The following is a 24,072-nucleotide window of genomic DNA, read 5'->3' on the forward strand; positions in this document are numbered from 1 at the left end:
AAACAGAAGAAATTGCTTAAACTATAAAAGCTCCTTTAATAAAAGACAAGGGGGAATTGAAGGTGGCATACGACTACGAAAAACGTGAAGGTAATAATTATTATGTCGATCATGGCTCAGAGGGCACGAACATTACCCATGATGACGGTTATTTAGAAGAAACTTCTGCTGAAATTGCGGAGCCTTACCGCGCATCAGACCGAGTCGGTGACCGTGATGAGAATAATGCAGGAGCCAATGAAGGGCGAGGCATTGGATTTATTGCTTTAGCTCTATCTATTATTTCCTTGTTTGTCCTTCCTGTGCTGTTAGGGGCGGCTGGAATCATCGTCGGTTATATCGCACGAAGAAGAGGCGCAACCAGCTTAGGCGGCTGGGCAATGGGAATTGGCGTAATATCACTTGTGCTGGGAATATTTATTATTCCGTTTTTCTAAAGCAAAAGCTTGACGGGTTTCCGTCAAGCTTTTTGTGTTTAAGTATTTAATTTCGCTTTTTCAGCTTCGAGTTTTGCATAATGCTCCTCGGCAAGTTTGTCAATTTCTTTTTTCAATTCCTCAACCATTGTTTCTTCGGGAACCTTGCGGACAATTTCGCCTTTGCGGAACAGAAGTCCTTCACCGCGGGCACCGGCAATACCGATGTCAGCTTCTCTTGCTTCTCCCGGACCGTTTACGGCGCAGCCGAGAACAGCTACTTTAATCGGCGCTTTTACCTTTGAAATGTATTCTTCCACTTCATTTGCAATGCTGATTAAATCAATTTCAATCCGGCCGCAAGTCGGACACGAAATAAGGGTGGCCGCATTTGAAGCAAGCCCGAAAGATTTTAATAATTCTCGTGCTACTTTTACCTCTTCCACCGGATCGGCGCTTAATGAGATACGCATCGTGTTACCGATACCCAAGCTTAAGATAGCCCCGAGGCCTGCCGCGCTTTTAACCGTGCCGGCAAACAATGTTCCTGACTCTGTAATCCCGAGATGAAGCGGATAATCAAAAGCTCTTGAGGCCTTTTCATATGCTTCAATCGCAAGGTTCACATCGGACGCTTTCATGCTGACGATAATATCGTGAAAATCCAGATCTTCAAGGATTTTGATATGGTGAAGCGCGCTTTCGACCATTCCGTCTGCTGTCGGATAGCCGTATTTTTCTAAAATGCGTTTTTCCAGAGAACCTGCGTTAACGCCGATTCGAATAGGAATTCCTTTTTCTTTTGCTGCTTTAACAACAGCTTCGACTTTTTCACGGCGGCCGATGTTCCCAGGATTGATCCGGATCTTATCTGCTCCGCCTTCTATCGCTTTTAAGGCAAGCTTGTAGTCAAAATGGATATCAACAACAAGCGGAATGGAAATCTGTTTTTTGATATCGGCAATCGCATTAGCCGCACGCTCGTCAGGGCACGCGACCCGCACGATTTGGCATCCCGCTTCTGCCAATCGGTTAATCTCCGCTACTGTTGCTTCTACATCATGTGTTTTTGTTGTTGTCATGCTTTGAATGACAACTTCATTATTTCCGCCTATTGTTAAAGGTCCCACTTTGACGGGACGCGTTTTTGTACGATGGGTGATTTCACTCACTTGTCAATCGCTCCTTAATTGTAGTTACCGCTTATTGAATCCAGTCCTGATATGGTCTGTGTGATTTTGATTTACAAATTATATTGTAACAGTGTATTCGCCGAACTGACAAGAAATTAACGTTTTAGTTGTGATATACGGGGAATTTATACGCTGTTCCGGCTTGAATGCTGCTTGCTTTTACATTTGGATTCAGTGCTTCGAAATCCCTCACAATCTCATCTGGCGAGCCCGTATTTCCGACAATTGACATGACCGTGTCACCCTTTTTCACTGTAACTGTTTTATACGCCGCTTCTTGTTGTTCAGAAGTTTTTGCTGACACTGCATAAACAGGGAGGTCCTGGAAGGGAATGGTTCCTATTTTTACATCGTAAAATATAATAAAGATGACAAATATACTGCTGAATAGAAAGATGAGACGCTTCATGCTTTTTGCCTCCCGCATACGAATTTTACTTCATTGTATGCTTGTCCCTTTTCCTTCATGACAAAAGAAAAGAGACTGTGCGGGACAGTCTCAGACTAAACGGCTGTTTTCTTTGACGGTATCTCTTTTAAGACGAGGAAGAGGATCACAAAGTTTACAAACCAATTAACTAAAAATTCACTTGGCACAGAAGCTTCCAACGCTCTCATAATGGTAAAGAAAATGGTTGAAAGGGTAATCGAATAAGCAGAAAGTTTCCATAGCTGCGGATAGGACAGCTGTTTTCTTTGGGCGTTTTTCATGATCAGTCCGATCAAGCCGAGGAAAGAAACTTCTATAAATTTACCCACGGCAGTCATGAGAAACAATAGGACAGAAAGCACAGTCACAATCATTGTTTTATTTTGATGTAATCCGGACATGACATCCTTTTTCGTCAATTCAGAAGGGAGCAATGAGTAATTCATTTCTGTCGCCTGGCCGTCGATTGCCAAGACAAATTTGTCTTTCAAAATGCCGATAGCATTTTGCTTTGCCTCGATTTGTTCTGTGCCGTATGCGTCAGTGGGATCAAATACGATGACAAATCCATTCGCCTGTGATTCCGTGGATTTTTTTTCATCGGTTTGCAGTTTGCCGTTTGAAATCGTAAAATCGGGGAAATCATCTTGTAAAACGGATTTAAACCCGTTCATTGATTTCACAGTTCCGGAGCTTAAATAATAAGCGCTCGGGAGTGTAAAAAGGAGCGAAAGAAGGAAAACATAAAGAATCGCCTTCCCTATCCCTTGGAACCTTGTCTTTGCGATATCCTTGGGAGAGTATGTACTTTTAATCAAAAGCTTAAATAAATTCAAAACCTTCACTTCCTAGCTATACTGATATATGTTGCTTATTGTATCGTTCACACCGCATGAACACAAGGGAGATCTATTATAGTAAGCTAATTTTAAAGTGAAGGTTACCAGCACCAAGATAAGGAATAATACATAATAAGCTTAGAGCGGATAGATAAATCCGCGGAAAGAGGAGATTTTATGGATATTTTATATTGGCTGATCATAGCTGTTGTATTTGTTATCGCATTTATCGGGCTTGTGTACCCTGTCATCCCGAGCGTCGTGTTTATTGTTGCAGGATTTGTTCTATATGGATTTTTGTTTACGTTCAGTCCTTATTCCTATATGTTTTGGCTTGTGGAAGCCGTATTTGCCGCTGTTTTATTCGCAGCAGATTATGTATCCAATTTGCTGGGGGTTAAAAGATTCGGGGGCAGCAGGGCGGCGATTTGGGGAAGCACGATTGGCCTATTAATCGGACCGTTTGTCATTCCTGTAGCAGGTATCATTTTGGGACCGTTTATCGGCGCGGTCGCAGCTGAGCTTATCGTTCATCAGAAAGATATGAAGGCCGCATTCAAAATCGGCTTGGGATCACTGATCGGGTTTTTAACGAGTGTCCTGGCAAAGGGCGTCATTCAGCTAATCATGATCGGGTATTTTTTATGGACTGTTCTATAAAAAAGCAAAAACAACAGGTTTAGTAACAAGTCTTAACGGTTAAAGTGAAATATGCCTGCTGAAATGACCTTTTATGAGCTTTTTCATTGATAACGCGCCTTTCTTTTGATAATCTGAATGAAGAAAGGCTCGCTTGATAGCGGCATTTCAGTACATATAATATGAAGGAGGAATTTATCATGGCTTACGAACTTCCAGAATTACCTTATGCTTACGATGCGTTAGAACCGCATATCGACAAGGAAACAATGAATATTCACCATACGAAGCACCATAACACTTATGTTACAAACTTGAACAAAGCGGTTGAAGGAAATACTGCTCTTGCAAACAAATCTGTTGAAGAGCTTGTAGCTGACCTCAACGCTGTGCCGGAAAACATCCGCACTGCTGTACGCAACAATGGTGGCGGACATGCCAACCACAAATTGTTCTGGACACTTTTATCTCCAAATGGCGGCGGCGAGCCGACAGGAGATCTAGCAGAGGCAATCAAAAGTGAATTTGGCAGCTTTGACAAATTCAAAGAGCAGTTCGGAGCTGCGGCAACAGGCCGTTTCGGTTCTGGCTGGGCATGGCTTGTAGTAAACAATGGCAAGCTTGAAATCACTAGCACGCCAAACCAAGATTCTCCGCTTTCTGAAGGGAAAACTCCGGTTTTAGGTCTTGATGTGTGGGAGCACGCTTACTACCTTAACTACCAAAACCGCCGTCCTGATTACATCTCCGCTTTCTGGAATGTTGTCAATTGGGATGAGGTTGCCCGTCTTTACAGCGAAGCAAAATAAAGGATTAAATGAAACAAGGCCCTTTACGGGTCTTGTTTTTTTGTGTGGAACTTTTTCTCCTTTTTACATATCTGAGTTTTAGTTTAGACAAACTATGGATAGTAAAGGGGAGTCAGTGATGAGCAAACTAAAAAAAATATTTGGCAACGTAGAAGTAAACAAAGGCTTACTGCTGCTGCTTACCATTGGAGGACTTTACTCATTAGGTATTGCGCTTTCTAATACATTTGTGAATGTGTACCTTTGGAAGCAATCAGGAAAATTCGTTGATTTGGCCATCTATAATCTGTCAATTGTGACGATGCAGCCATTCACCTTTTTATTAGCCGGACGGTTGGCTAAGAAAATAGACAGGGTGTTTATCCTTAGATTTGGTGTGATCTTTTTAGCCGGATTTTATTTAACGGTGCTGTTGGCGGGTGAAACGGCCGCTTCCCGGCTGGTGCTGATAGGCGCAGTCCTTGGTGTAGGCTACGGTTTTTATTGGCTTGCGTTTAATGTGCTGACTTTTGAAATCACAGAGCCTGATACGAGAGATTTTTTCAATGGTTTTCTGGGGATTTTATCATCGACGGCAGGGATGATTGGGCCGATTGTTGCAGGTTTTGTGATCTCAAGATTTGAAAATAATACAGGATATACGATCATTTTCAGCCTTTCCCTCAGTTTATTTGCACTCGCTGTAGTCATGAGCTTCTTTCTGAAACGGAGAGAGTCAAAAGGACGTTTTATGCTGAAAAAAGTATTTGCTGAACGCCATACGAATATGAATTGGCGCAAAATTACAAATGCGCATTTTTTTCAAGGCTTGAGAGAGGGAATTTTTGTTTTTTTAATCAGTGTGTTTGTTTTTATTGCAACAAACAGTGAATTGGCGCTTGGTACCTTTGGTCTTGTTAATTCAGCTGTTTCCTTCTTTGCCTACTATTTTGTGTCAAGGCTGATCAAAAAGAAGGCAAGAAAAAAGGCAATACTTGTAGGAGGACTGGTGCTGTATGGAGCGCTGTTTCTTATCCTTTTCCATATGAGCTTCACGACCTTGCTCACCTACGGCGTTTTTATCGCAATTGGATATCCCTTGCTCCTCGTTCCCTATTTATCCCTTACTTATGATGTCATCGGACGGGCGAGGCATGCAAGAAAGGCGAGAATTGAATATATTGTGCTGAGAGAATTGTTTTTAAATGCAGGCAGAATTGTGTCGATTCTATTTTTTCTTATTATCGTCTCATTATTAAAAGACGATGTGGGAATCCCGGTGTCTCTTGCATTGCTCGGAGCGGGGCATACACTGATTTATTACTTCGTCAAAGACATCAGATTCACAGAACCGGACCCGGCTGAAGAAACGATGGCAGAAGACGGTCAAAAACGAGTGGCAGAACCGAACCTTTTAAAAGGAGAAAGATAATAATTCGTGAAAAAAGGGTTATCTGTAGAAAAAAGTCGAAAAAACCTTTAGAATAATCTATGGCACTCTTACCTGAGTGTCATTTCTTTCTGTAATAAAGAAAAGGTGATGTCATGAGAAGAAGTAAACCGAAAAAACAACATAATGAGAAAAAGAAGTCTCTGCCGATTCGGCTGAACATTTTATTTTTGCTTGCATTCATCATTTTCACTTGGATTATTGTAGAGCTTGGCATCAAGCAAATCGTTATGGGTGAAGATTATAAAAATGAAGCAAGCAAGCAGGAAGAAGTGGATGTCAGTTCAGCTGTGCCGAGAGGGAAAATTTACGATCGAAACCTGAATTCAATTGTGACCAACAAAGCGTTAAATGCGATTACATACACAAGATCTACCTCAACGACACAAGCGCAGCGTTTAAAAATTGCGAAAAAACTTGCAGGTATGATTAAAGTGGATACTGAAAAGGTCACAGAACGGGACAAAAAGGATTATTGGATTCTAACGAGACCGAAAGAAGCGAAAAAACTCATTACAGCTAAAGAAAGAAAAAAAGTTGAAGATAAATTGCTTTCTGACGATGATTTATACCAGATTCAGCTGAAGCGTATTACCGATAAACAACTGAACGAACTGACAGATGAAGATATGCAGATACTCGCTATTAAAAGGCAGATGGATTCAGGCTACTCATTGACGCCTCAATATATCAAAAACAAAGATGTGACTGCCAAGGAGATGTCTGTCGTAAGTGAACATTTGGAAGAATTGCCAGGGGTAGACGTTACATCAGACTGGGAACGGGATTATCCGTATAAAAGTTTGCTGCGTACATTGCTTGGCAGTGTATCCAGTTCAAATGAAGGGCTTCCTTCAAGCCTTCTTGATCATTATTTGTCACTCGGCTACAGCCGAAATGACAGGGTCGGCAAAAGTTATTTAGAATATCAATATGAAGATGTTCTTCAAGGACAAAAAGAAAAAGTGCAAAACTTGACAGACTCTTCCGGCAACGTCACCGGCAAAAAAACCATTTCAGAAGGCAAAGCCGGCAAGGACTTGGTGCTTACAATTGATATTGATTTGCAAAAATCAGTCGAAAAAATTATTGAGAAAAATTTGAAATCGGCCAAAGCAAGAGCAAGCACTGAATTATTGGATCGCGCATTTGTGGTGATGATGGATCCGAGAAACGGTGAAGTCTTGACAATGGCAGGCAAACAAATTACCAATCAAAATGGTAAATATAAAATCGACGATTATGCCCTAGGCGCTATGACTTCTTCCTATGCAATGGGGTCTTCTGTTAAAGGTGCGACTGTGTTAACAGGGCTGCAAACAGGTGCGATCAATTTAAACACTGTATTCCAAGATGAACCGATTCTAATTAAGGGTTCCAACCCTAAAAAATCTTGGACGAATTTAGGCCCTGTCAGCATTCAAAGAGCACTTGAACAATCGTCAAACGTATTTATGTTTAAAACAGCAATTGCGATCGGTAAAGGTGAATATAAAAGCGGTCAATCATTGCCGTTGGACACAAAAGCCTTCGATACATTCCGTTATAATTTTAGTCAGTTTGGCTTAGGAGTAAAAACCGGAATTGATCTGCCGAATGAAGCAACCGGTTATCAAGGTACTAAGAGACAATCAGGGCTTTTGCTTGACTTTGCTATCGGACAGTATGATACGTATACACCGCTCCAAATGGCGCAATACGTGTCCACTATTGCAAATGGAGGATATCGTTTGAAGCCTCAGCTCGTGAAAGAAGTAAGAGAGCCGGATGCTCAAAAAGGCATCGGAGCTGTAGTGGAATCTGTCCAGCCTCAAGTTTTAAATAAAGTAAATATGAGCAGTGAGGAGATCGGAGAAGTTCAAGCCGGCTTTAAACGGGTCATGACAAAGGGAACAGCAGCAAGCCAATTTGCGTCGGCGAAATATAGTCCGGCAGGCAAAACTGGTACAGCACAATCTTTCTATGATGGTCCTAATAAATCAAAAACAGGGGAAAGTACTTATAATACAACACTCGTTGCCTATGCACCTGCAGACAACCCGGAGATAGCCATTTCTGTAGTCGTTCCTTGGGCCTATGTTAACTATAGTGACAGATATTCCATTACGAATGAAATCGGACGAGAAGTATTAGATAAATACTTCGAACTGAAATCAAAACAAGAAGACGACAACACTCAGCAAAAAAACAAAAATAAAATTGAAGAAGAGGCGCAAAGCTCAACATCTTCAAATCATTAAAACAGAACGCCCACATGTGTGGGCGTTTTTTTGTATACAAAAAAACACACGTATTTACAAAACCTTTACATTCGTTTAAAACGCTTTTCACACTCAACCTTTACGCTATACATGTAGGACAAATTACACATTATACGCAGGGGGAATTCAAGAAATGAAAAAAAACAAGTTGGTGCTCATGCTTCTTATGGCTGCTTTTATGATGATTGCAGCAGCATGCGGAAATGCGGGAGAGAGTGAAAAGTCAAATACCGGGTCTGCAAGCGGAGAAGGTAAGGCATCTGGTTCTTTAACCATTTCTGGTTCATCGGCCATGCAGCCGTTAATACTTGCAGCGGCAGAGAAATTTATGGAAGAAAATCCGGAGGCAGATGTCCAGGTGCAGGCCGGAGGGTCTGGTACAGGACTTTCTCAAGTGTCTGAAGGAGCTGTCCAAATCGGAAATTCTGATGTGTTCGCTGAAGAAAAAGAAGGCATCGACGCAAAAGCGCTTAAAGATCATCAAGTGGCAGTCGTCGGTATGGCCGCGGCTGTAAACCCTGACACAGGCGTGAAAGATATTTCTAAAAAAGAGTTAAAAGACATTTTCACAGGAAAAACCAAAAACTGGAAAGAGCTTGGCGGCAAGGACCAAAAGATTACTCTTGTGAACCGTCCTGATTCTTCAGGAACACGTGCTACGTTTGTGAAATATGCGCTTGACGAGGCTGAGCCTGCTGAAGGAATTACAGAGGATTCTTCCAACACGGTTAAAAAAATCATTGCTGATACTCCGGGAGCTATCGGATATCTGGCATTCTCATATTTAACAGATGACAAAGTAACACCTCTTGCGATCGACGGCGTCAAACCAGAAGCGAAAAACGTCATGACAGGCGAGTACACGATCTGGGCTTATCAGCACTCTTACACAAAGGGTGAAGCAGAAGGGTTGGCGAAAGAGTTTCTTGATTACCTAAAAAGTGAAGAGATTCAAAAAAGCATTGTAACAGATCAAGGTTATATTCCGGTCACAGATATGAAAGTAACCCGTGATTCAAGCGGAAAGCAAAGCTGATTAAACACAAAAAAAGGGGAGTGCGGATCACCCGCTTCCCCTCTTAACACATTCATAGGAGTGTCATAGATGATAAACAATAGAGAAAAATGGTCTGTGAGCGAAAGATTAATCAGCTCAAGGCAAAACCGGCAACTGGATGAAGTCCGGGGAAGAATGATCGTGACCGCCTGTGCGCTTATCATGATTGCGGCGTCGATAGCGATCACCATTTTCCTTGGCGTAAAGGGGCTGCAATCTTTTCTTGTAAATGGTGTAAGCCCAATTGAATTCTTAACGAGCCTGAATTGGAACCCAACAAATACTGAGCCTCAGTTTGGGGTGCTGCCGTTTATTTTCGGTTCATTTGCGGTGACTGTTCTTTCCGCCCTTATTGCTGCTCCGCTTGGCATAGCCGGTGCTATTTTCATGACGGAAATCGCGCCGAATTGGGGAAAGAAAGTGCTGCAGCCGGTGATTGAACTTCTAGTCGGCATTCCTTCTGTTGTTTATGGATTCATAGGTCTTACAGTATTGGTGCCGTTTATCGCTGCATTTAAAACAAGCGGAACAGGGCATAGCTTATTGGCCGGTACAATTGTGCTGTCAGTCATGATTCTGCCGACGATCACATCAATTTCGGCTGATGCGATGGCCTCGCTTCCGAAAAGTCTCAGAGAAGGCTCATATGCGCTCGGTGCAACAAGATGGCAGACGATCAGAAAAGTGCTTGTACCTGCAGCCTTTCCAACTTTGATGACTGCGGTGGTGCTGGGCATGGCGCGGGCGTTCGGAGAAGCACTCGCTGTACAGATGGTTATTGGTAATACGAGAATTTTGCCTGAGAGCCTGCTTGATACAGCAGGAACATTAACAACGATTATTACCCTGAATATGGGTCATACCACTTATGGAAGCGTGGAAAACAATACGCTGTGGTCAATGGGACTTGTTCTTCTTGTGATGTCGTTTCTATTTATTCTGCTCATACGTTACTTGTCATCTAGGAGGAAATTGTAATGAACAGCAAATTGACGGACAGAATTGCGACAGGTGTATTCGGTTTATGCGCCGCAATCATTGCGGCCATCCTTGTGGGGCTGTTTTCTTATATTCTTATAAACGGCGTTTCTCAGATCAGCTTTGATTTCATCTCGACAAAATCAAGCGCCATTGCGGCGGGAGGCGGTATACGCGACCAGCTGTTTAACTCTTTCTATATTTTGTTTATTACCATGCTGATTACGATTCCGCTCGGCGTCGGCGGCGGTGTGTACATGGCGGAATATGCGCCTCAAAACAAATTGACGGATTTTATCAGAACGTGTATTGAAGTGCTGTCATCGCTTCCTTCTATTGTGATCGGTATGTTCGGATTATTGATGTTTGTCAATCTGACGGGCTGGGGGTATACAATTATCGGCGGCGCACTTGCTTTAACCGTCTTTAATTTGCCAGTGATGGTTCGTGTCACAGAAGACGCGGTTCGTTCAGTTCCTAAGGATTTGAAAGAAGCGTCGCTCGCTTTAGGCGTATCAAGATGGCATACAGTTAAAACGGTTTTACTGCCAAGTGCCATTCCATCTATCATTACAGGTGCGATTTTAGCGTCCGGCAGGGTGTTTGGCGAAGCGGCGGCATTATTATTCACAGCCGGCCTTACGACACCTCGCCTCAACTTTACGGAATGGAATCCATTTTCAGAAACATCGCCTTTCAATATTTTCAGACCGGCTGAAACGCTTGCGGTGCATATTTGGAATGTGAACACCCAAGGGATTATCCCAGATGCTGAAGCGATCGCTAACGGAGGGTCAGCAGTGCTGGTTATTTCTGTCCTGTTTTTCAACCTGGCGGCAAGATGGCTCGGTTCAATTATTTATAAAAAGCTTACGGCAAACTAGAGGAGAGGGCGATTTGAGATGATCAACCTAATGGAAAAGGAAAAAATGGAGCAGCCCATTTCTGTTCCGCGGCAGCATGTACTCGAGATGAGGGATCTATCTATTTTTTACGGAGAAAAGCAGGCGGTTTATCATGTTAACATGGATATTGAAAAGAACGCTGTGACAGCTCTGATCGGTCCGTCCGGATGCGGCAAGTCAACCTTTCTCAGAAACATTAATCGTATGAACGATTTAATCCCCTCAGCAAGAAGTGAAGGAGAAATTTTGTATGAAGGATTAAATATTTTAGACAGCAAGATTAATGTCGTCAATCTTAGAAGAGAGATCGGAATGGTCTTTCAAAAGCCGAACCCTTTTCCAAAATCTATCTATCACAATATGACACATGCCTTAAAATATGCCGGAGAACGGAGAAAAGCAGTGCTTGATGAGATTGTCGAAGAAAGCTTAACGAAAGCGGCGCTTTGGGATGAAGTAAAGGACCGTCTTCACTCCTCGGCCCTGTCTTTATCAGGGGGCCAGCAGCAGAGGCTGTGCATCGCGAGAACGCTCGCAATGAAACCTGCCGTCCTGCTGTTAGATGAACCGGCTTCAGCCCTTGATCCTATTTCAAATGGGAAAATTGAAGAGCTGATCACTGAATTGAAAAAAGAATATTCAATTGTCATCGTAACGCACAATATGCAGCAAGCACTGAGGGTTTCCGATCGAACGGCATTCTTTTTAAACGGAGACCTCGTAGAATATGGACAGACAGAACAAATTTTTACAAGTCCGAAGCACCAAAAGACAGAGGATTATATTAACGGGAAATTCGGTTAGGAGGACACCGATGAGTATTGCTACAGAGACTGCGAAGAAATCGGAAGTTTTTGAAATCAATGGGATGAACTTGTGGTACGGAGAACATCAGGCCTTAAAAGATATTCATATGAAAATGAATAAACATGAGGTCACGGCGATCATAGGCCCATCCGGCTGCGGAAAATCTACGTTTATCAAGACATTGAATTTAATGATTCGTATGACGCCAAACGTAAGAATGACCGGCGACATGATCTATAATGGCAGCAATCTTTTGCAGCAGAAAGTTGATGTCGTAGAGTTAAGAAAAAATATCGGCATGGTCTTTCAAAAAGGCAATCCGTTTCCGCAATCCATCTTTGATAATGTGGCTTACGGACCGAGAATTCATGGTATGAAAAACAAAAAGAAGCTTCAAGAAACAGTAGAAAAATCATTAAAAGATGTTGCGTTATGGGATGAAGTGAAAGACCGACTGCATCATCAGGCACTTGCGTTATCCGGAGGCCAGCAGCAGCGTCTCTGCATCGCCAGAGCGCTTGCCACAAACCCCGATATCTTACTAATGGATGAACCAACGTCAGCGCTTGACCCGATTTCAACAAGAAAAATTGAGGAGCTTATCCTTCAGTTGAAGGGGAAATACACTATCGTTATTGTCACGCATAACATGCAGCAGGCAGCCAGAGTTTCTGATCAAACCGCATTCTTTTACATGGGAGAGCTTGTTGAGTGCGATGATACGGTAAAGATGTTTTCACGCCCAAATAATAAAAGAACGAAGGATTATATTACAGGGAAGTTTGGATAACCCTAAAAAAAGGGCTGTTTTAGCCTGCGGAGGCTCGGAGAGATCAATCAGAGCCTCTTTTGTATGCAGAAAATGCAGGTAAACCTCAGCGGCTCTAAAATGTCCTAAAATCTAAAAAAGCTTGCCGGCAGTATCCAGAAATGGACACTGCCGGCAAGCTGAAACAGGCTGTTTATCAGCGTGTCAAAGTTTTAACAATCTTTTTGAAGCTCATGCCTTGCTTTAACTTAAAATTACCGGCTCGGATTTCTTTATGGTAGCCTGCGTCAATGACATAATCATTAAAATCCTGCGCTGAGGAAATGAGGCCTTCTTTTTCAAGAATGTCCGAAACATCCGCAGTGCTCATGCCGTCTTTGATGGTAAGTTTATACGTTTTATTTTTATTTTTTTCTGTATCATCTGCATTGCTGTCATCACTTAATGATTTCTCTTTTGAGTCCAACAGCTTTTGATATTCATCACGGTCGACTGAGACCATTTTTTTAGAGTCAAGATAAGCGCTGACATCCTGTTCGCTCACTGATTTTTCATTTTTAACAGCGGCGGCTTGGTCTTCATCGGTCAAATAGAAAACACCGGCAAGAACGGCAGTCGCCAAAATAATGCCGCCGGCAAATGCTTGAATGCCCCGTTTTGTCATACGAGCACCCTCTCGTTATCCTTAATAATATGATTCACATCTTCTACTGAAACATGCTCCGCTTTTGCAATAGCTTCCACGGACATGCCGTTGTTATATTTAGATAGAATTTGCTTAGCGATTTTTTGATTGATGCCGCTGTGCTTAGATTTGCGGATGACAAGATTAGTTTCCAGCAATTCTTCTTCAAGCACAGTCATTTTCTTTTTCAATTTATAAATTTCCTGCATAGCGGAAAGCTGAAGAGTCTCAACCTCTTGTTCTACATCCTTCATTGGATCTCTCTGAGAATATGAGAATGCAATTAGCGCTATACTGACGATAAACAACGCAATAATAGCAATTTCCACGTTTCATCACCTTCTATTCTTATTTTACCCTTCTTTTTTATACCATAAAATAGCTATATACTAAAGGAATTCGTGAAAAAAACGGATATTTTGTCGAGAAATCTTTCTTTGTTTACACCAGATGTAATGGTTTAATAGGATCAGTGAGAAATACCAGGGGAAGGAGACTGTTAAAAGCACATGGATAAACACCCAGTTTCCCATACTATTCGAAACACTGACCCTTTTTATAGGGACAGCTTCGACATTATGATACAACATTCTCAAACCTTAATTGTAAAATGGAATTTTCCCGCCGGCATATTGCAGCGCACAGAAGCGGTGCTTTTCGAGGATGCACAAGATATGGTGAAAGAAATCAGCCTCTTGATGACCAAAGGCAACGAGAAGTTTGTCTATAAGGCGCATACCAATCTTTATAAAGGAGAACTGAAGTTTCATCCGGCAGCCGGGGGTGCAGAGTACAGGGCCGAATTCAGAGTGTATAATTCGCTGAATGTCTGTCTCAAATGGGCGGAGACACCACCTGTATTTATGAAAAAAAACGAAGGAAAACAGATGAAGGGTTTCAGCCGATTTGAGCCTTGCGGGAATTGGACCGAACAATTTTCTGCATATACTTCATATCCGGCTGAGGACAAGAGACTGTGAAGATCCTGATCCTTTCATCCGAAAATCCCAGCCATCCCAAAAGCGGACTAGGTGTCCACCTCAGCCGTTTGATACCGCTTATTGAGCGGCACGCAGAGCTATATGTTTGCGCACCTGACGGATGTCATACTTCTCCGATACATATACATTTCCCTGTTTCAACGAATTTCCTCTCTTATGATGACTTTGAAAGCGCGATGGCGGATGTTAATGCACAAATGATTAACCATGTGATGGGCTCCAAATGTCGATATGATCTTATCCATGCACACGATGACATCACGGCTCCTGCAGCCCGCTATTTGAAAAACAAACTTAATATCCCGCTGCTGACCACAATACATGGGCTTGAAAGCAGCCGAAAACAAGTTGTCCAACAAACGCCTCATCCATACAGACAATTGACAGAGCGTATTCTGATTGAAGCCTCTGACCGGATCATCGTTCTGAGCACTTTAATGAAATCATTCTTAGAAAGAGCCTACGGAGCAGGCAAAAAAACAATTGTCATTCCAAGCCCTATTACACAGGAAAACATCAGCCCCTCCAGAGTGAAAATGATCAACACACCGTACTTGTTTTCCTTCGGGAGATTTGTGCCGGAAAAGGGGTTTCACCATTTGATACAAGTGTTCAGCCTGCTGAAAAAGCGCCATCCCGGACTCAAGCTGGTGCTGGCAGGCGAAGGACCGTCTCTTGCTTCTTATACTAAGCAGGTTGAGACCTTAGGGCTGAAACAATCCGTTGTATTTTTGCCTTTTTTAAGCCAAGCAGAAAAGCAGGGATGGCTGTCCCGATGCGAACTTGCTGTTTTTCCGAGCTTGTATGAACCTTTTGGTTTGGCCGCGCAAGAAAGTATGGAGCGCGGCGTGCCGACGGTTGTTTCCCACAAGGGAGGATGGCTTGATTACGCGCACCATAACAAAACCGCTTTTGTTGCAGACTTTACCCAAGAGACAGAAGCTGCTGAGACGATAAACGGCTTGCTGATTGACGGAAAAAGGCTCAGCCGAGTGAAAGAAAAAGGCAGGAAACATATTGTTAGGCTGCATCATCCAGCTCATATCAAGCGTGCATATCTTACACTTTATGAACAAATGCTCAATAAATCAGCATTTCATTAAAAAACATCCTAGCTTTCCGTCCATTATAGTGGTATTATGTATAAGTCTGAATAAGTAAATGATATTGAGTTTGGAGGGAAAATAATGCGCGTTAATATTACTTTGGCTTGCACAGAATGTGGTGAGCGTAACTATATTTCTAAAAAGAACAAACGCAACAATCCAGATCGCGTTGAATTTAAAAAATATTGCCCACGTGATAAAAAATCTACGTTACACCGTGAAACAAAATAACAGCAGGATTTTCCTGCTGTTTTTTCTTTGCCAACAGGGAGGGACTTCATTTGAAAACACAATTAAGAAAAGCTGTGAAAGAACAACTGTCGGCCGTATCAGACAAAGAATGGCTTCAAAAATCTACGCTTATTCATCAACGATTATTTTCTTTACAAGAATGGCAAGAAGCTCAGACGATTGCGGTTACCATCTCCAGGGGCCAGGAAATTCCGACCGGACCGTTAATTCAGCAGGCTTGGGAGGAAGGAAAACAAGTCTGTATTCCTAAGTGCTTTCCTGACACCCGTGACATGCAGTTTCGTACATATAAAGACGGTGATCAGCTTGAGACGGTTTATGTAGGCCTGCAGGAGCCTATTACAGAAAAAACCGCCGAAGTTAAGAGCTCTGACATAGATGTAATGATTGTCCCCGGCGTTTGCTTTGACTATGATGGCTACAGGATCGGCTATGGCGGAGGCTATTACGACCGTTATTTGGAAGGTTATAATGGAAGCACGGTTTCACTCCTCCTATCGTGCCAGCTTGTTGCTAGCATTCCTCGCATGCCTCATGATATCCCCGTGAAAAAACTAATAACGGATAACAAAATCGTGGATTGTTTTTCATGAAAAATCATCCCTCCTAAAAGAATAATTACGAAGAAATAACAAACGATACTGGTAGGAGGGATCATATGAAAAAATTGATTATCTTTTCGATATGCACCGTTTCTGCCGTGCTGTTTTACCAAAACCGCTACAGAGTGATGAATACGGTTCTCGGACAGCCAAGAATCAGGCAGTCCTTTATACACTTCTTTTTAAAAATTCCGTTTATCCGCAACAAATTTATCCAGCAAGCCTTTTAAAAAATCCCGTTTCCTGCGGGATTTTTCCTTTCAGTATGAGATCGATTCGCTACCTGTTATAATAAAGAAAAACAATTGGAGCGGTAAAAGATGTATTTGTTAGAATATACATATTGGAAAACAGCAGACACCCTGCTGAGAAGCGGCTATGAATTCATTCCGTCCTCAGATTATTCAGATGAAATCTGGCTGGAAGCGCCGGGCAAGTCTCCTTATGACATGGTTCGCCTGCATAGAAAGAACGTCGATTTTCATCAGGAAATCGTAAGGGACGCGAATATGCAAGCCGAACGGATCGAACAGGTGAGAATTTCTCTTAACAAGCGAAGCATCAAGGTGCTGAACCTTCTATTTTCTGCTGAAGCGCCTGTGGATGACTGGGAAGAAGCTATCGGCGAGCCTTATAAAAAAGGTAAGGCAACAGTCGAATCAGCGCTTATCCATACGGCAGAGCTTGACCAAGGTATTCAGAGAATCGAAGCCTCCCTGCAAACAGATCTTGCGGTCCTCAGGCATTTGAGAGAAGATGATATGTCATATGATGACGTGCAAGGCGTAAAGGAGAGCTTTATTTCTTTATTGAAGAAAAAAGAAGAACAGAGAAAAAAGGAAGCGGCATTTTTTCAAAACGGAAAACCGTTTTTCACCTATATTTTTATCGCACTGCAGCTGATTATGTTTTTCTTGCTTGAAATCAATGGAGGCAGTACCAATACTGAAACGCTAGTTGCTTTTGGCGCAAAGGAAAACAGCCTGATTGCACAAGGAGAATGGTGGAGGCTTGTTACGCCGATCGTCCTTCATATCGGACTGGCGCATTTAGCCTTTAATACCTTTGCCTTATGGTCGATAGGAACTGCCGTCGAAAAAATATACGGATCAGGCAGATTTCTTTTGATTTATTTACTGGCTGGTGTAACGGGATCCGTTGCCAGCTTTGTGTTCAGTCCATATCCTTCCGCCGGTGCTTCGGGAGCGATTTTTGGCTGTTTGGGAGCCTTGCTTTATTTAGCTGTTTCCAACCGGAAATTGTTTTTAAAAACGATTGGCACCAATATCATTGTGATTATAATAATAAATTTGGGCTTTGGATTTGCTGTTTCAAATATTGATAACTCCGGTCATATCGGCGGATTAATCGGCGGTTTCCTGGCGGCGGGAGCTTTAGGATTACCAAACACTTCAGCGCAGGCCAAAAGAATCGTCTCAGCGGTGCTGCTTGTTGCGCTGGGCGGGGGCTTTCTTTATTATGGCGTCCATTCACCAGCTCATCAGCAAACGGCATTGGTGCAGCAGGCGGGCAGGCTGTATCAAGACGGCCAATATGAAGAAGTGTCCGAGTTGCTGAGCGGAGAGGCTCAGCAAGAGGGTGCCTCAGCCGATCTTCTAAGGATTCTGGCTGTTTCAGATATGCAAATTGGCGAATATGACAAAGCTGCTGCATTGCTTGAGAGGGCCATTGATAAAGAACCAGAAGACGATACGTCTTATTATAATCTGGCGCTTCTGTATGAGGAGAAAAATGAATGGGCAAAGGCAGAAACGGCCATTAAAACTGCGGTGAAGCTGAAGCCGAATGAGCAAAGCTACAAAGAGCTACAGGAACAAATTGAAAGAAAAGAATAAAACAGGGGCGAAATGGCTCCCTAATGTTATAAGCTGAATTTTCATAGAAAAAACGCCGGGCATTATGCCGGGCGTTTTTTGCTTGACGGACAGGTTGTTTATGAATACGCTATTTATACAAGATAGAGAATGGTGAGGAATATGAATAAATTATATGATGTACAGCAGCTGTTAAAGAAGTTTGGCCATGTTGTTTATTTTGGGAACAGAGAACTGGAAATTGAATTTATGATGGACGAACTGAAGGAAATGTATCTGTCCCATGTCATTGAGAGGGAGCAATGGATACAAGCGGCTGGTGTCCTTCAAAGGGAATTGGAACAGACAAAACAGCGGAAGAAATAGATATGTAAAGGTAAAGGTGATGAGAAATGGACGAGGTATGGTTTGCGGGCATTGATTTAGGAGGAACTACAATTAAGCTTGCGTTTATTAATATGTATGGAGAAATACAGCATAAATGGGAGGTCCCGACCGACAAAACAGGAGATACAATCACGGTTACGATTGCAAAAGCGATTGACAGTAAATTAGAGGAAGTAAGCAAACCGAAGCATATTGTAAAGTACATTGGAATGGGGGCGCCCGGCCCTGTAGACATGATGACGGGCACGGTATATGAAACCGTGAACCTAGGGTGGAAAAATTACCCGCTGAAGAATCATTTAGAGGCGGAAACGGGTATTCCCGCCGTTATTGAAAACGATGCCAATATTGCCGCGCTGGGAGAAATGTGGAAGGGCGCCGGCGACGGAGCGAAGGATGTGATTCTTGTGACGCTTGGCACCGGCGTAGGCGGGGGCATTATCGCTAACGGGGAAATCGTTCACGGGAAAAACGGAGCCGGCGGAGAAATCGGCCATATATGCTGTATTCCTGAAGGGGGAGCCCCTTGCAATTGCGGTAAAACGGGCTGTATCGAAACCATTGCGTCGGCGACCGGAATCGTAAGAATTGCAAAGGAGAAAATTGCAGAGGCTAAGCAGGCGACGCGCCTTGGAGAACAGAAAGATTTATCAGCGCGCGATGTGTTTGAAGCAGCAAAAGACAATGATGCAGCTGCACTTGCAGTCGTTGATGAGGTCGCTAATTACCTCGGCCTTGTGCTTGGCAATTTGGCAAGCTCACTCAATCCGTCAAAAATCGTTCTTGGCGGAGGGGTTTCCAAAGCGGGAGAAATATTAAGATCAAAAGTCGAAACAGCGTTCCGCCAATATGCATTTCCGCGTGCGGGCAAAGCGGCTGACATTTCAATCGCGGCTCTCGGCAATGATGCAGGAGTCATTGGCGGAGCATGGATTGCCAAAAATGAGTGGCTGACCCATCAAAATGGTTAAAAGGTAAACGCTGTATTGATTTTTTGTGATATGCACGTTAAGATATGGTTTAGTGTGTTGAAATCACAATGTTCTGATTAATTTTATTAGGGTGCTGCATAGGAGGTTGAAATGCGGAAAAGTTTTTTTTCGAAAATTTCATTTATGCTGATTGCCATTTTGTTGATGTGGCTGAAAACGTATGCCGTTTATAAAACCAGTTTTAACATCAAAATCGAAAATTTTGCACAGGAATTTATTTTATTTATCAACCCATTGAGCTTCTTGCTGCTGATTTTTGGGTTTGGCTTATTTCTAAAAGGCAAAAACAGAAACCGCTACATGATTGCAATGAGCTGTGTGGTGACATTTGTTTTGCTGGCCAATATGGTTTTTTACCGATTTTACAATGATTTTCTAACAATTCCTGTTCTTTTCCAAACGAGCAATATGGGTGACTTGGGAAGCAGCATCAGCACCTTGCTGGAACCGACAGATATCCTTTTGGCGGTCGACATTGCGGTTTTAATTTGGCTTCATACACGTCAGAAAACGTTTCAAACAAACAACGTCACCACAAAAAAAGAACGTGCAGCTTATTTTCTTTTTGTAGCTTCTGTTTATTTTTTTAATTTAGGTTTGTCAGAAGCAGAAAGACCTCAGCTATTGACACGTTCATTTGACAGGGAAATGCTGGTCAAAAATATCAGCCTTTTTAATTTCCATATTTATGACGGTGTGCTCCAATCAAAGCAATCGGCACAGAGGGCCTTGGCTGACAGCAACAATCTTACTGAAATTGAAAACTATGTAAACGCTAACGCTAAAGATACGAACAAAAGTCTGTTCGGTGCAGCTAAAGGCAGGAACGTCATACTCGTATCTTTGGAATCGACCCAAAGTTTTGTAATCAATGAAAAAGTGAACGGGCAGGAAATAACGCCTTTTCTCAATGATTTTATAAAAGAAAGTTTCAATTTTAACAATTTTTACCATCAGACCGGACAAGGAAAAACATCGGATTCTGAATTTATCGTTGATAATTCGCTTTATCCCCTTGGAAGGGGAGCGGTGTTCTTTACAAACGCGGGAAATGAATATACGGCTGCCCCGGAAATTTTAAAGAAACGGGGCTACTATTCGGCTGTTTTGCATGCGAATAACAAAAGCTTTTGGAATCGGGATTTAATGTATCAATCGTTTGGATATGACAAATTTTTAGATGTTGATTCATATGACGTAACAGATAAAAATTCAGTCGGCTGGGGTTTAAAGGATAAAGAATTCTTTGAACAGTCTTCCGAATTATTAAGAACACTGCCTCAGCCGTTTTATTCGAAGCTCATAACCCTGACGAACCACTTTCCTTTTGAGCTTGATGAAGAAGATAAAATGATCGAGGAATTTGATTCAAACAGCCAAACACTTAATAAATATTTTCCGACAGTGCGTTATCAGGATGAGGCATTAAAACGGTTTATTGAAAAGCTGAAAGAAGATGGGCTGTATGAAAACTCGATGATTGTTTTATACGGTGACCACTATGGCATTTCCGAAAACCATAATGAAGCGATGGAGCAATTTCTAGGAAAAGAAGTCACGCCGTTTGAAGAGGTACAGCTTCAAAAAGTGCCGTTTGTTGTTCACATTCCGGGTATTACAGATCAACAGCCGAAAACCATAGAAAAAGTCGGCGGGCAAATTGATATCCGGCCTACGCTTATGAACCTTTTAGGCGTTGATACAAAAGAACAGATCCAATTCGGAAATGACCTGCTTTCTGATAAAAAGCTTGACTTTACCGTGCTTCGGGACGGGAGCTTTATTACAGATCGGGTTGTGTACACAGATGGAGTCTGCTATGACAAATCAACCGGCAAACCTGTGAAAGAAGACCAAACATGTGAGCCGTTTGCGGATAAAGCTAAGCAGGAGCTTTCGTTCTCAGATCAAATAATATACGGTGATTTGTTAAGATTTTATGATCAAGACAGGTTGGACGATTCGTCAGAAAAGAAAGAAAAAGAAACACTTGATCAGGCATCATAAAAAGAAAGCCTTTCGTTCCTTTTGAACGGAAGGCTTTCTTTTTTGAAATCCGCCGTCATATAGTAACAAAAAAGGGGGATGAAAATGGCATCTATCCGCGTAAAACCTGAAATCAAACAAAATTTGGCTATATTAGCGAAAGAAATAAAAATAGACAAAGCACTGCTGATCAGTGCAAATCATAGAGCCGGAAAAACGGAGCTGTTTTGTCCGGGGATTTGGATTGGAGAAGGCAGTGACGCACCAATTGAAACCATTCAGGAGCTGAAGCGATTTTTAGATACGTGTCAATCTATACAGCCTGCGAGCGAATGGCTTCGGGAAGAAAAGGCCTATGATTTTCAGGCAGTAGAAGAAGAAATCGAAAAAATCATTGATGTGTTTCCGTTTGTCACATATCGTTCAATAGGCCGCTCAGTATTGGGAAGGCCGCTATATGAACTTAGTGTCGGAGCGGAAAATGCACCCAAAAAGGTGCATATGAACGCATCTTTTCATGCGAATGAGTGGATTACCACATCAGTTTTATTAAAGTGGCTTAAAGAGTACTGTATGGCTTTGTGTGAAAACAAGCCTTTCTTTCAATTTTCTCCTCTCAAACTTTTCAATCAAACGTCTCTCTCTGTCGTGCCTCTTGTCAATCCTGACGGTGTTGATTTGGTTTTGCATGGTCCCGGATTTGCGGGGGAAAGGCAGGATTTTTTAAATACATTAAACGAACATCGGACTCTTTTTAATGAGTGGAAGGCGAACATCAACGGTGTTGATCTAAATAAACAATTTCCTTCGCTATGGGAAATTGAAAAACATCGAAAACCGAAAGAGCCAAGCTTCCGTGATTTCCCCGGCACCGCTCCGTTAACAGAGCCTGAAGCAATGTCGATGCAGCGTCTTATAACAGATCATCCGCCCGACAGATTGATCGCGCTCCATACTCAGGGCGAAGAAATATACTGGGGATACAAAGGACTTGAGCCAGAAGAATCAGCGCGTGTGGTAAAGGATTTCGAAGTTCTGAGCGGAAACTGTTATAAAGGGATACGTGATATCGACAGCTATGCCGGATACAGAGACTGGTTTATTCATCATTATTTTAAAGAGGGCTATACGGTAGAGCTGGGAAAAGGGAAAAATCCTTTGCCGTTTTACCAGTTTCCGGACATTTATGAAGTGACTAACGGGATCTTATGGCGGTCGTTATTTTTTCATGAATAATTGAAACTTTTTCTTTTTTCTCCCGTACCAAATATGGGACAATAAATATGATCGGAGGGGAAGGCTGATGAGATTTGTTTATTTTATTCTGCTGTCAGCATTAATGTTTAGTTTATCGGCATGTGAACCATCTCATCAGCAGCAAAAGCAAGCATTGGCATCGGACAAAACAGAAAAAGACATCATTCCGCTGAAAAACGGCAAAGCTGATGAGGTGGAGGGATGGCTGAATGACCATACTATCCTTTACACAGCATCCGATCCGACGAAAAGCGAGCTTTTTGCATATGATCTATTTAAAGGCAAGGCTCAAAAGCTGTATGAGACAGAAGGCCAAATGGTGGATGTGCAAATAAACGAGAATAGGCATATGATTCTCTTGCAAATCACACACAATCAACGGACGGCAATTGTTCTGCTGGATCAGAACGGGAAGAAACTGTATGATAAAAATTATGAAACATATGAGCTGGAAGCCGCCTGGAATCAATATAACCCATATCAAATAATGATTACGGTATTCACGCAGGATTGGGACTTTGATACATATATAGTGGACGCAAAAAAAGGACAATCAAAAGAAAGCCCGATACAGGTCCCTTTTATTCATTGGACTTCTGCTGATACGTTTGAGTATATAAAGAATGGAAAAAACAATGATTCCGGTCCTTTATATACGTACGACTTGAATACGAAGCGCGAAAAAAAACAGCTTGATGATGTTCTGGCCATTGATTCATTTCAAAATATGCGCCTTGCCGTCAAATCGGCTTCAGACGAAAATGGAACATTTATTTTCCAGTGGCCGGGAGCCGATTCATCTGTCACATATGAGCTTCCGCTTCAGAAGAAGTATTCAAGCCTCAGTCCGATGGAATATGATTATGATGAATCAGGCAGGCTGTTTTATACGTTTACACAAAACGGCGGTGCGTTTAAGCTCATCGAAGTTGACCTGGAGTCAAAAAAGAAAAGGGACATTCTCGATTCGGCTGAAATGGAGCCGATTCAAATTTCTCCAAACGGACAATTCGCTTTATACGGCTATCAATTTGACCGTATAATATCGTTAAAGACTCACAAAGTTGAGCCTATCATAACAGAGAATGTGAAAGGAGATTAAGTAACTATGGCAATTGCAGATGTAACCATTATTCCGATCGGAACAGAAACCCCAAGCGTCAGCGGGTATGTGGCGGATGTGCAAAAGATTTTGGAGGGCTACAAAGCGGAGGGGAAAATCAAATATCAGCTAACCCCGATGAATACCCTAATCGAAGGCGAACTCAGCGACTTATTTACGGTCATTCAGGCTATACACGAAGCGCCATTTCAAAAAGGGCTTCACAGAGTGGCGACGAATATCCGTATAGACGACAGACGCGACAAAGAGACGACGCTTGAAAGCAAAATCATAAGTGTCAATAAACATCTGAATCAATAAAAAAATGCCTGTAT

General features: G+C 42.4%; 27 protein-coding genes. 22 read left to right on the forward strand and 5 right to left on the reverse strand.

The genetic code is table 11. The features are described from left to right. Positions 1–56 precede the first annotated feature (56 nt). The gene (locus tag GXP75_RS12735; protein WP_087941812.1) at positions 57–437 is read left to right on the forward strand and encodes a DUF308 domain-containing protein; all 381 of its coding nucleotides are present in this window, start codon (positions 57–59) and stop codon (positions 435–437) included. Between the two features lie 38 nt (positions 438–475). Here GXP75_RS12735 and ispG read toward each other — a convergent pair whose 3' ends face one another. The 3 genes from ispG to GXP75_RS12750 form a co-directional block, all read right to left on the reverse strand. Continuing rightward, complete coding sequence (gene ispG, locus GXP75_RS12740; protein WP_242557153.1) at positions 476–1,579, reverse strand: flavodoxin-dependent (E)-4-hydroxy-3-methylbut-2-enyl-diphosphate synthase; 1,104 nt, start codon at positions 1,577–1,579, stop codon at positions 476–478. Positions 1,580–1,712: 133 nt separating this feature from the next. Next, the gene (locus tag GXP75_RS12745) at positions 1,713–2,018 is read right to left on the reverse strand and encodes a LysM peptidoglycan-binding domain-containing protein (protein ID WP_242556949.1); all 306 of its coding nucleotides are present in this window, start codon (positions 2,016–2,018) and stop codon (positions 1,713–1,715) included. Positions 2,019–2,113: 95 nt separating this feature from the next. Beyond that, the gene (locus GXP75_RS12750) at positions 2,114–2,875 is read right to left on the reverse strand and encodes a DUF1189 domain-containing protein (protein WP_242556950.1); all 762 of its coding nucleotides are present in this window, start codon (positions 2,873–2,875) and stop codon (positions 2,114–2,116) included. Positions 2,876–3,055: 180 nt separating this feature from the next. Between GXP75_RS12750 and GXP75_RS12755 the strand changes: the two genes are divergently transcribed. The 9 genes from GXP75_RS12755 to pstB (GXP75_RS12795) all read left to right on the forward strand — a co-directional run bounded on the left by GXP75_RS12755 (position 3,056) and on the right by pstB (GXP75_RS12795) (position 12,553). Continuing rightward, on the forward strand, positions 3,056–3,538 hold the full coding sequence (locus GXP75_RS12755; RefSeq protein WP_242556951.1) for a DUF456 domain-containing protein: 483 nt from the start codon (positions 3,056–3,058) through the stop codon (positions 3,536–3,538). 179 nt (positions 3,539–3,717) lie between these two features. After that, positions 3,718–4,326 carry a superoxide dismutase SodA gene (sodA, locus tag GXP75_RS12760; RefSeq protein WP_061669984.1) on the forward strand — a complete coding sequence of 203 codons (609 nt, stop codon included), beginning with the start codon at positions 3,718–3,720 and terminating at the stop codon, positions 4,324–4,326. A gap of 118 nt (positions 4,327–4,444) precedes the next feature. Then, a complete protein-coding gene (locus tag GXP75_RS12765) occupies positions 4,445–5,737 on the forward strand; it encodes an MFS transporter (RefSeq protein ID WP_061572804.1) in 1,293 nt (430 codons plus the stop codon). Between the two features lie 113 nt (positions 5,738–5,850). Next, positions 5,851–7,995 (forward strand): penicillin-binding protein 2A, encoded by a 2,145-nt coding sequence (pbpA, locus tag GXP75_RS12770; RefSeq protein ID WP_242556952.1) that lies wholly within the window; start codon positions 5,851–5,853, stop codon positions 7,993–7,995. A gap of 154 nt (positions 7,996–8,149) precedes the next feature. Next, complete coding sequence (locus tag GXP75_RS12775; protein ID WP_242556953.1) at positions 8,150–9,052, forward strand: phosphate ABC transporter substrate-binding protein; 903 nt, start codon at positions 8,150–8,152, stop codon at positions 9,050–9,052. Positions 9,053–9,121: 69 nt separating this feature from the next. Continuing rightward, complete coding sequence (gene pstC / locus GXP75_RS12780) at positions 9,122–10,051, forward strand: phosphate ABC transporter permease subunit PstC (RefSeq protein WP_004429534.1); 930 nt, start codon at positions 9,122–9,124, stop codon at positions 10,049–10,051. Continuing rightward, positions 10,051–10,935: a phosphate ABC transporter permease PstA gene (gene pstA / locus GXP75_RS12785; protein ID WP_242556954.1), complete on the forward strand. Its 885-nt coding sequence runs from the start codon at positions 10,051–10,053 to the stop codon at positions 10,933–10,935. Before pstC ends, pstA begins: the two co-directional genes overlap by 1 nt. Positions 10,936–10,953: 18 nt before the next feature. Then, complete coding sequence (gene pstB / locus GXP75_RS12790) at positions 10,954–11,760, forward strand: phosphate ABC transporter ATP-binding protein PstB (RefSeq protein WP_094232423.1); 807 nt, start codon at positions 10,954–10,956, stop codon at positions 11,758–11,760. 10 nt (positions 11,761–11,770) lie between these two features. After that, on the forward strand, positions 11,771–12,553 hold the full coding sequence (gene pstB / locus GXP75_RS12795) for a phosphate ABC transporter ATP-binding protein PstB (protein WP_242556955.1): 783 nt from the start codon (positions 11,771–11,773) through the stop codon (positions 12,551–12,553). 175 nt (positions 12,554–12,728) lie between these two features. Here the strand turns inward: pstB (GXP75_RS12795) and GXP75_RS12800 are convergent, their stop codons facing one another. Both GXP75_RS12800 and GXP75_RS12805 read right to left on the reverse strand, forming a co-directional pair. Beyond that, positions 12,729–13,196, reverse strand: coding sequence for an endolytic transglycosylase MltG (locus tag GXP75_RS12800; RefSeq protein WP_061572811.1), 468 nt, complete (start codon positions 13,194–13,196; stop codon positions 12,729–12,731). After that, entirely contained in the window at positions 13,193–13,546 is a 354-nt protein-coding gene (locus GXP75_RS12805; protein WP_003325404.1) for a hypothetical protein, read from the reverse strand. The genes GXP75_RS12800 and GXP75_RS12805 overlap by 4 nt, the downstream gene beginning before the upstream one ends. 180 nt (positions 13,547–13,726) lie before the next feature. On the opposite strand from GXP75_RS12805, the gene GXP75_RS12810 reads away from it, so the two are divergent. The 12 genes from GXP75_RS12810 to GXP75_RS12865 all read left to right on the forward strand — a co-directional run bounded on the left by GXP75_RS12810 (position 13,727) and on the right by GXP75_RS12865 (position 24,058). After that, a complete protein-coding gene (locus tag GXP75_RS12810; protein ID WP_242556956.1) occupies positions 13,727–14,197 on the forward strand; it encodes a hypothetical protein in 471 nt (156 codons plus the stop codon). Beyond that, the gene (locus GXP75_RS12815; RefSeq protein WP_242556957.1) at positions 14,194–15,321 is read left to right on the forward strand and encodes a glycosyltransferase family 4 protein; all 1,128 of its coding nucleotides are present in this window, start codon (positions 14,194–14,196) and stop codon (positions 15,319–15,321) included. Before GXP75_RS12810 ends, GXP75_RS12815 begins: the two co-directional genes overlap by 4 nt. An 84-nt stretch (positions 15,322–15,405) precedes the next feature. Then, positions 15,406–15,555, forward strand: a complete 150-nt coding sequence (gene rpmG, locus GXP75_RS12820) for a 50S ribosomal protein L33 (protein WP_003153056.1) — start codon at positions 15,406–15,408, stop codon at positions 15,553–15,555. A gap of 50 nt (positions 15,556–15,605) precedes the next feature. Continuing rightward, positions 15,606–16,169: a 5-formyltetrahydrofolate cyclo-ligase gene (locus GXP75_RS12825; protein WP_242556958.1), complete on the forward strand. Its 564-nt coding sequence runs from the start codon at positions 15,606–15,608 to the stop codon at positions 16,167–16,169. 65 nt (positions 16,170–16,234) lie between these two features. After that, a complete protein-coding gene (locus GXP75_RS12830) occupies positions 16,235–16,408 on the forward strand; it encodes a hypothetical protein (RefSeq protein ID WP_003325409.1) in 174 nt (57 codons plus the stop codon). 90 nt (positions 16,409–16,498) lie between these two features. After that, the gene (locus tag GXP75_RS12835) at positions 16,499–18,034 is read left to right on the forward strand and encodes a rhomboid family intramembrane serine protease (RefSeq protein ID WP_242556959.1); all 1,536 of its coding nucleotides are present in this window, start codon (positions 16,499–16,501) and stop codon (positions 18,032–18,034) included. 141 nt (positions 18,035–18,175) lie between these two features. After that, positions 18,176–18,379, forward strand: coding sequence for a YqgQ family protein (locus tag GXP75_RS12840; RefSeq protein ID WP_242556960.1), 204 nt, complete (start codon positions 18,176–18,178; stop codon positions 18,377–18,379). Positions 18,380–18,405: 26 nt separating this feature from the next. Beyond that, positions 18,406–19,371 carry a glucose kinase GlcK gene (gene glcK, locus GXP75_RS12845; protein WP_242556961.1) on the forward strand — a complete coding sequence of 322 codons (966 nt, stop codon included), beginning with the start codon at positions 18,406–18,408 and terminating at the stop codon, positions 19,369–19,371. A 111-nt stretch (positions 19,372–19,482) separates the two neighbouring features. Then, positions 19,483–21,399 (forward strand): LTA synthase family protein, encoded by a 1,917-nt coding sequence (locus tag GXP75_RS12850; RefSeq protein WP_242556962.1) that lies wholly within the window; start codon positions 19,483–19,485, stop codon positions 21,397–21,399. A gap of 84 nt (positions 21,400–21,483) precedes the next feature. Beyond that, entirely contained in the window at positions 21,484–22,614 is a 1,131-nt protein-coding gene (locus GXP75_RS12855; protein ID WP_242556963.1) for a M14 family metallopeptidase, read from the forward strand. Positions 22,615–22,681: 67 nt separating this feature from the next. Then, entirely contained in the window at positions 22,682–23,737 is a 1,056-nt protein-coding gene (locus tag GXP75_RS12860) for a YqgU-like beta propeller domain-containing protein (protein WP_242556964.1), read from the forward strand. Between the two features lie 6 nt (positions 23,738–23,743). Next, complete coding sequence (locus tag GXP75_RS12865; RefSeq protein WP_003325417.1) at positions 23,744–24,058, forward strand: MTH1187 family thiamine-binding protein; 315 nt, start codon at positions 23,744–23,746, stop codon at positions 24,056–24,058. The last annotated feature ends 14 nt before the right edge of the window (positions 24,059–24,072 follow it).

This window comes from Bacillus sp. HU-1818, from assembly GCF_022695965.1.
GTDB lineage: Bacteria > Bacillota > Bacilli > Bacillales > Bacillaceae > Bacillus > Bacillus atrophaeus.

Coding starts and splice junctions, on each gene's coding strand:
- pstB (WP_242556955.1), top strand. CDS start 11,771: ATGAGTATTGCTACAGAGACTGCGAAGAAATCGGAAGTTTTTGAAATC.
- sodA (WP_061669984.1), top strand. CDS start 3,718: ATGGCTTACGAACTTCCAGAATTACCTTATGCTTACGATGCGTTAGAA.
- GXP75_RS12855 (WP_242556963.1), top strand. CDS start 21,484: ATGGCATCTATCCGCGTAAAACCTGAAATCAAACAAAATTTGGCTATA.
- GXP75_RS12840 (WP_242556960.1), top strand. CDS start 18,176: ATGAATAAATTATATGATGTACAGCAGCTGTTAAAGAAGTTTGGCCAT.
- GXP75_RS12775 (WP_242556953.1), top strand. CDS start 8,150: ATGAAAAAAAACAAGTTGGTGCTCATGCTTCTTATGGCTGCTTTTATG.
- pstC (WP_004429534.1), top strand. CDS start 9,122: ATGATAAACAATAGAGAAAAATGGTCTGTGAGCGAAAGATTAATCAGC.
- pstB (WP_094232423.1), top strand. CDS start 10,954: ATGATCAACCTAATGGAAAAGGAAAAAATGGAGCAGCCCATTTCTGTT.
- GXP75_RS12835 (WP_242556959.1), top strand. CDS start 16,499: ATGTATTTGTTAGAATATACATATTGGAAAACAGCAGACACCCTGCTG.
- GXP75_RS12755 (WP_242556951.1), top strand. CDS start 3,056: ATGGATATTTTATATTGGCTGATCATAGCTGTTGTATTTGTTATCGCA.
- GXP75_RS12765 (WP_061572804.1), top strand. CDS start 4,445: ATGAGCAAACTAAAAAAAATATTTGGCAACGTAGAAGTAAACAAAGGC.
- GXP75_RS12745 (WP_242556949.1), bottom strand. CDS start 2,018: ATGAAGCGTCTCATCTTTCTATTCAGCAGTATATTTGTCATCTTTATT.
- GXP75_RS12850 (WP_242556962.1), top strand. CDS start 19,483: ATGCGGAAAAGTTTTTTTTCGAAAATTTCATTTATGCTGATTGCCATT.
- GXP75_RS12810 (WP_242556956.1), top strand. CDS start 13,727: ATGGATAAACACCCAGTTTCCCATACTATTCGAAACACTGACCCTTTT.
- rpmG (WP_003153056.1), top strand. CDS start 15,406: ATGCGCGTTAATATTACTTTGGCTTGCACAGAATGTGGTGAGCGTAAC.
- GXP75_RS12800 (WP_061572811.1), bottom strand. CDS start 13,196: ATGACAAAACGGGGCATTCAAGCATTTGCCGGCGGCATTATTTTGGCG.
- pbpA (WP_242556952.1), top strand. CDS start 5,851: ATGAGAAGAAGTAAACCGAAAAAACAACATAATGAGAAAAAGAAGTCT.
- glcK (WP_242556961.1), top strand. CDS start 18,406: ATGGACGAGGTATGGTTTGCGGGCATTGATTTAGGAGGAACTACAATT.
- GXP75_RS12830 (WP_003325409.1), top strand. CDS start 16,235: ATGAAAAAATTGATTATCTTTTCGATATGCACCGTTTCTGCCGTGCTG.
- GXP75_RS12865 (WP_003325417.1), top strand. CDS start 23,744: ATGGCAATTGCAGATGTAACCATTATTCCGATCGGAACAGAAACCCCA.
- pstA (WP_242556954.1), top strand. CDS start 10,051: ATGAACAGCAAATTGACGGACAGAATTGCGACAGGTGTATTCGGTTTA.
- GXP75_RS12860 (WP_242556964.1), top strand. CDS start 22,682: ATGAGATTTGTTTATTTTATTCTGCTGTCAGCATTAATGTTTAGTTTA.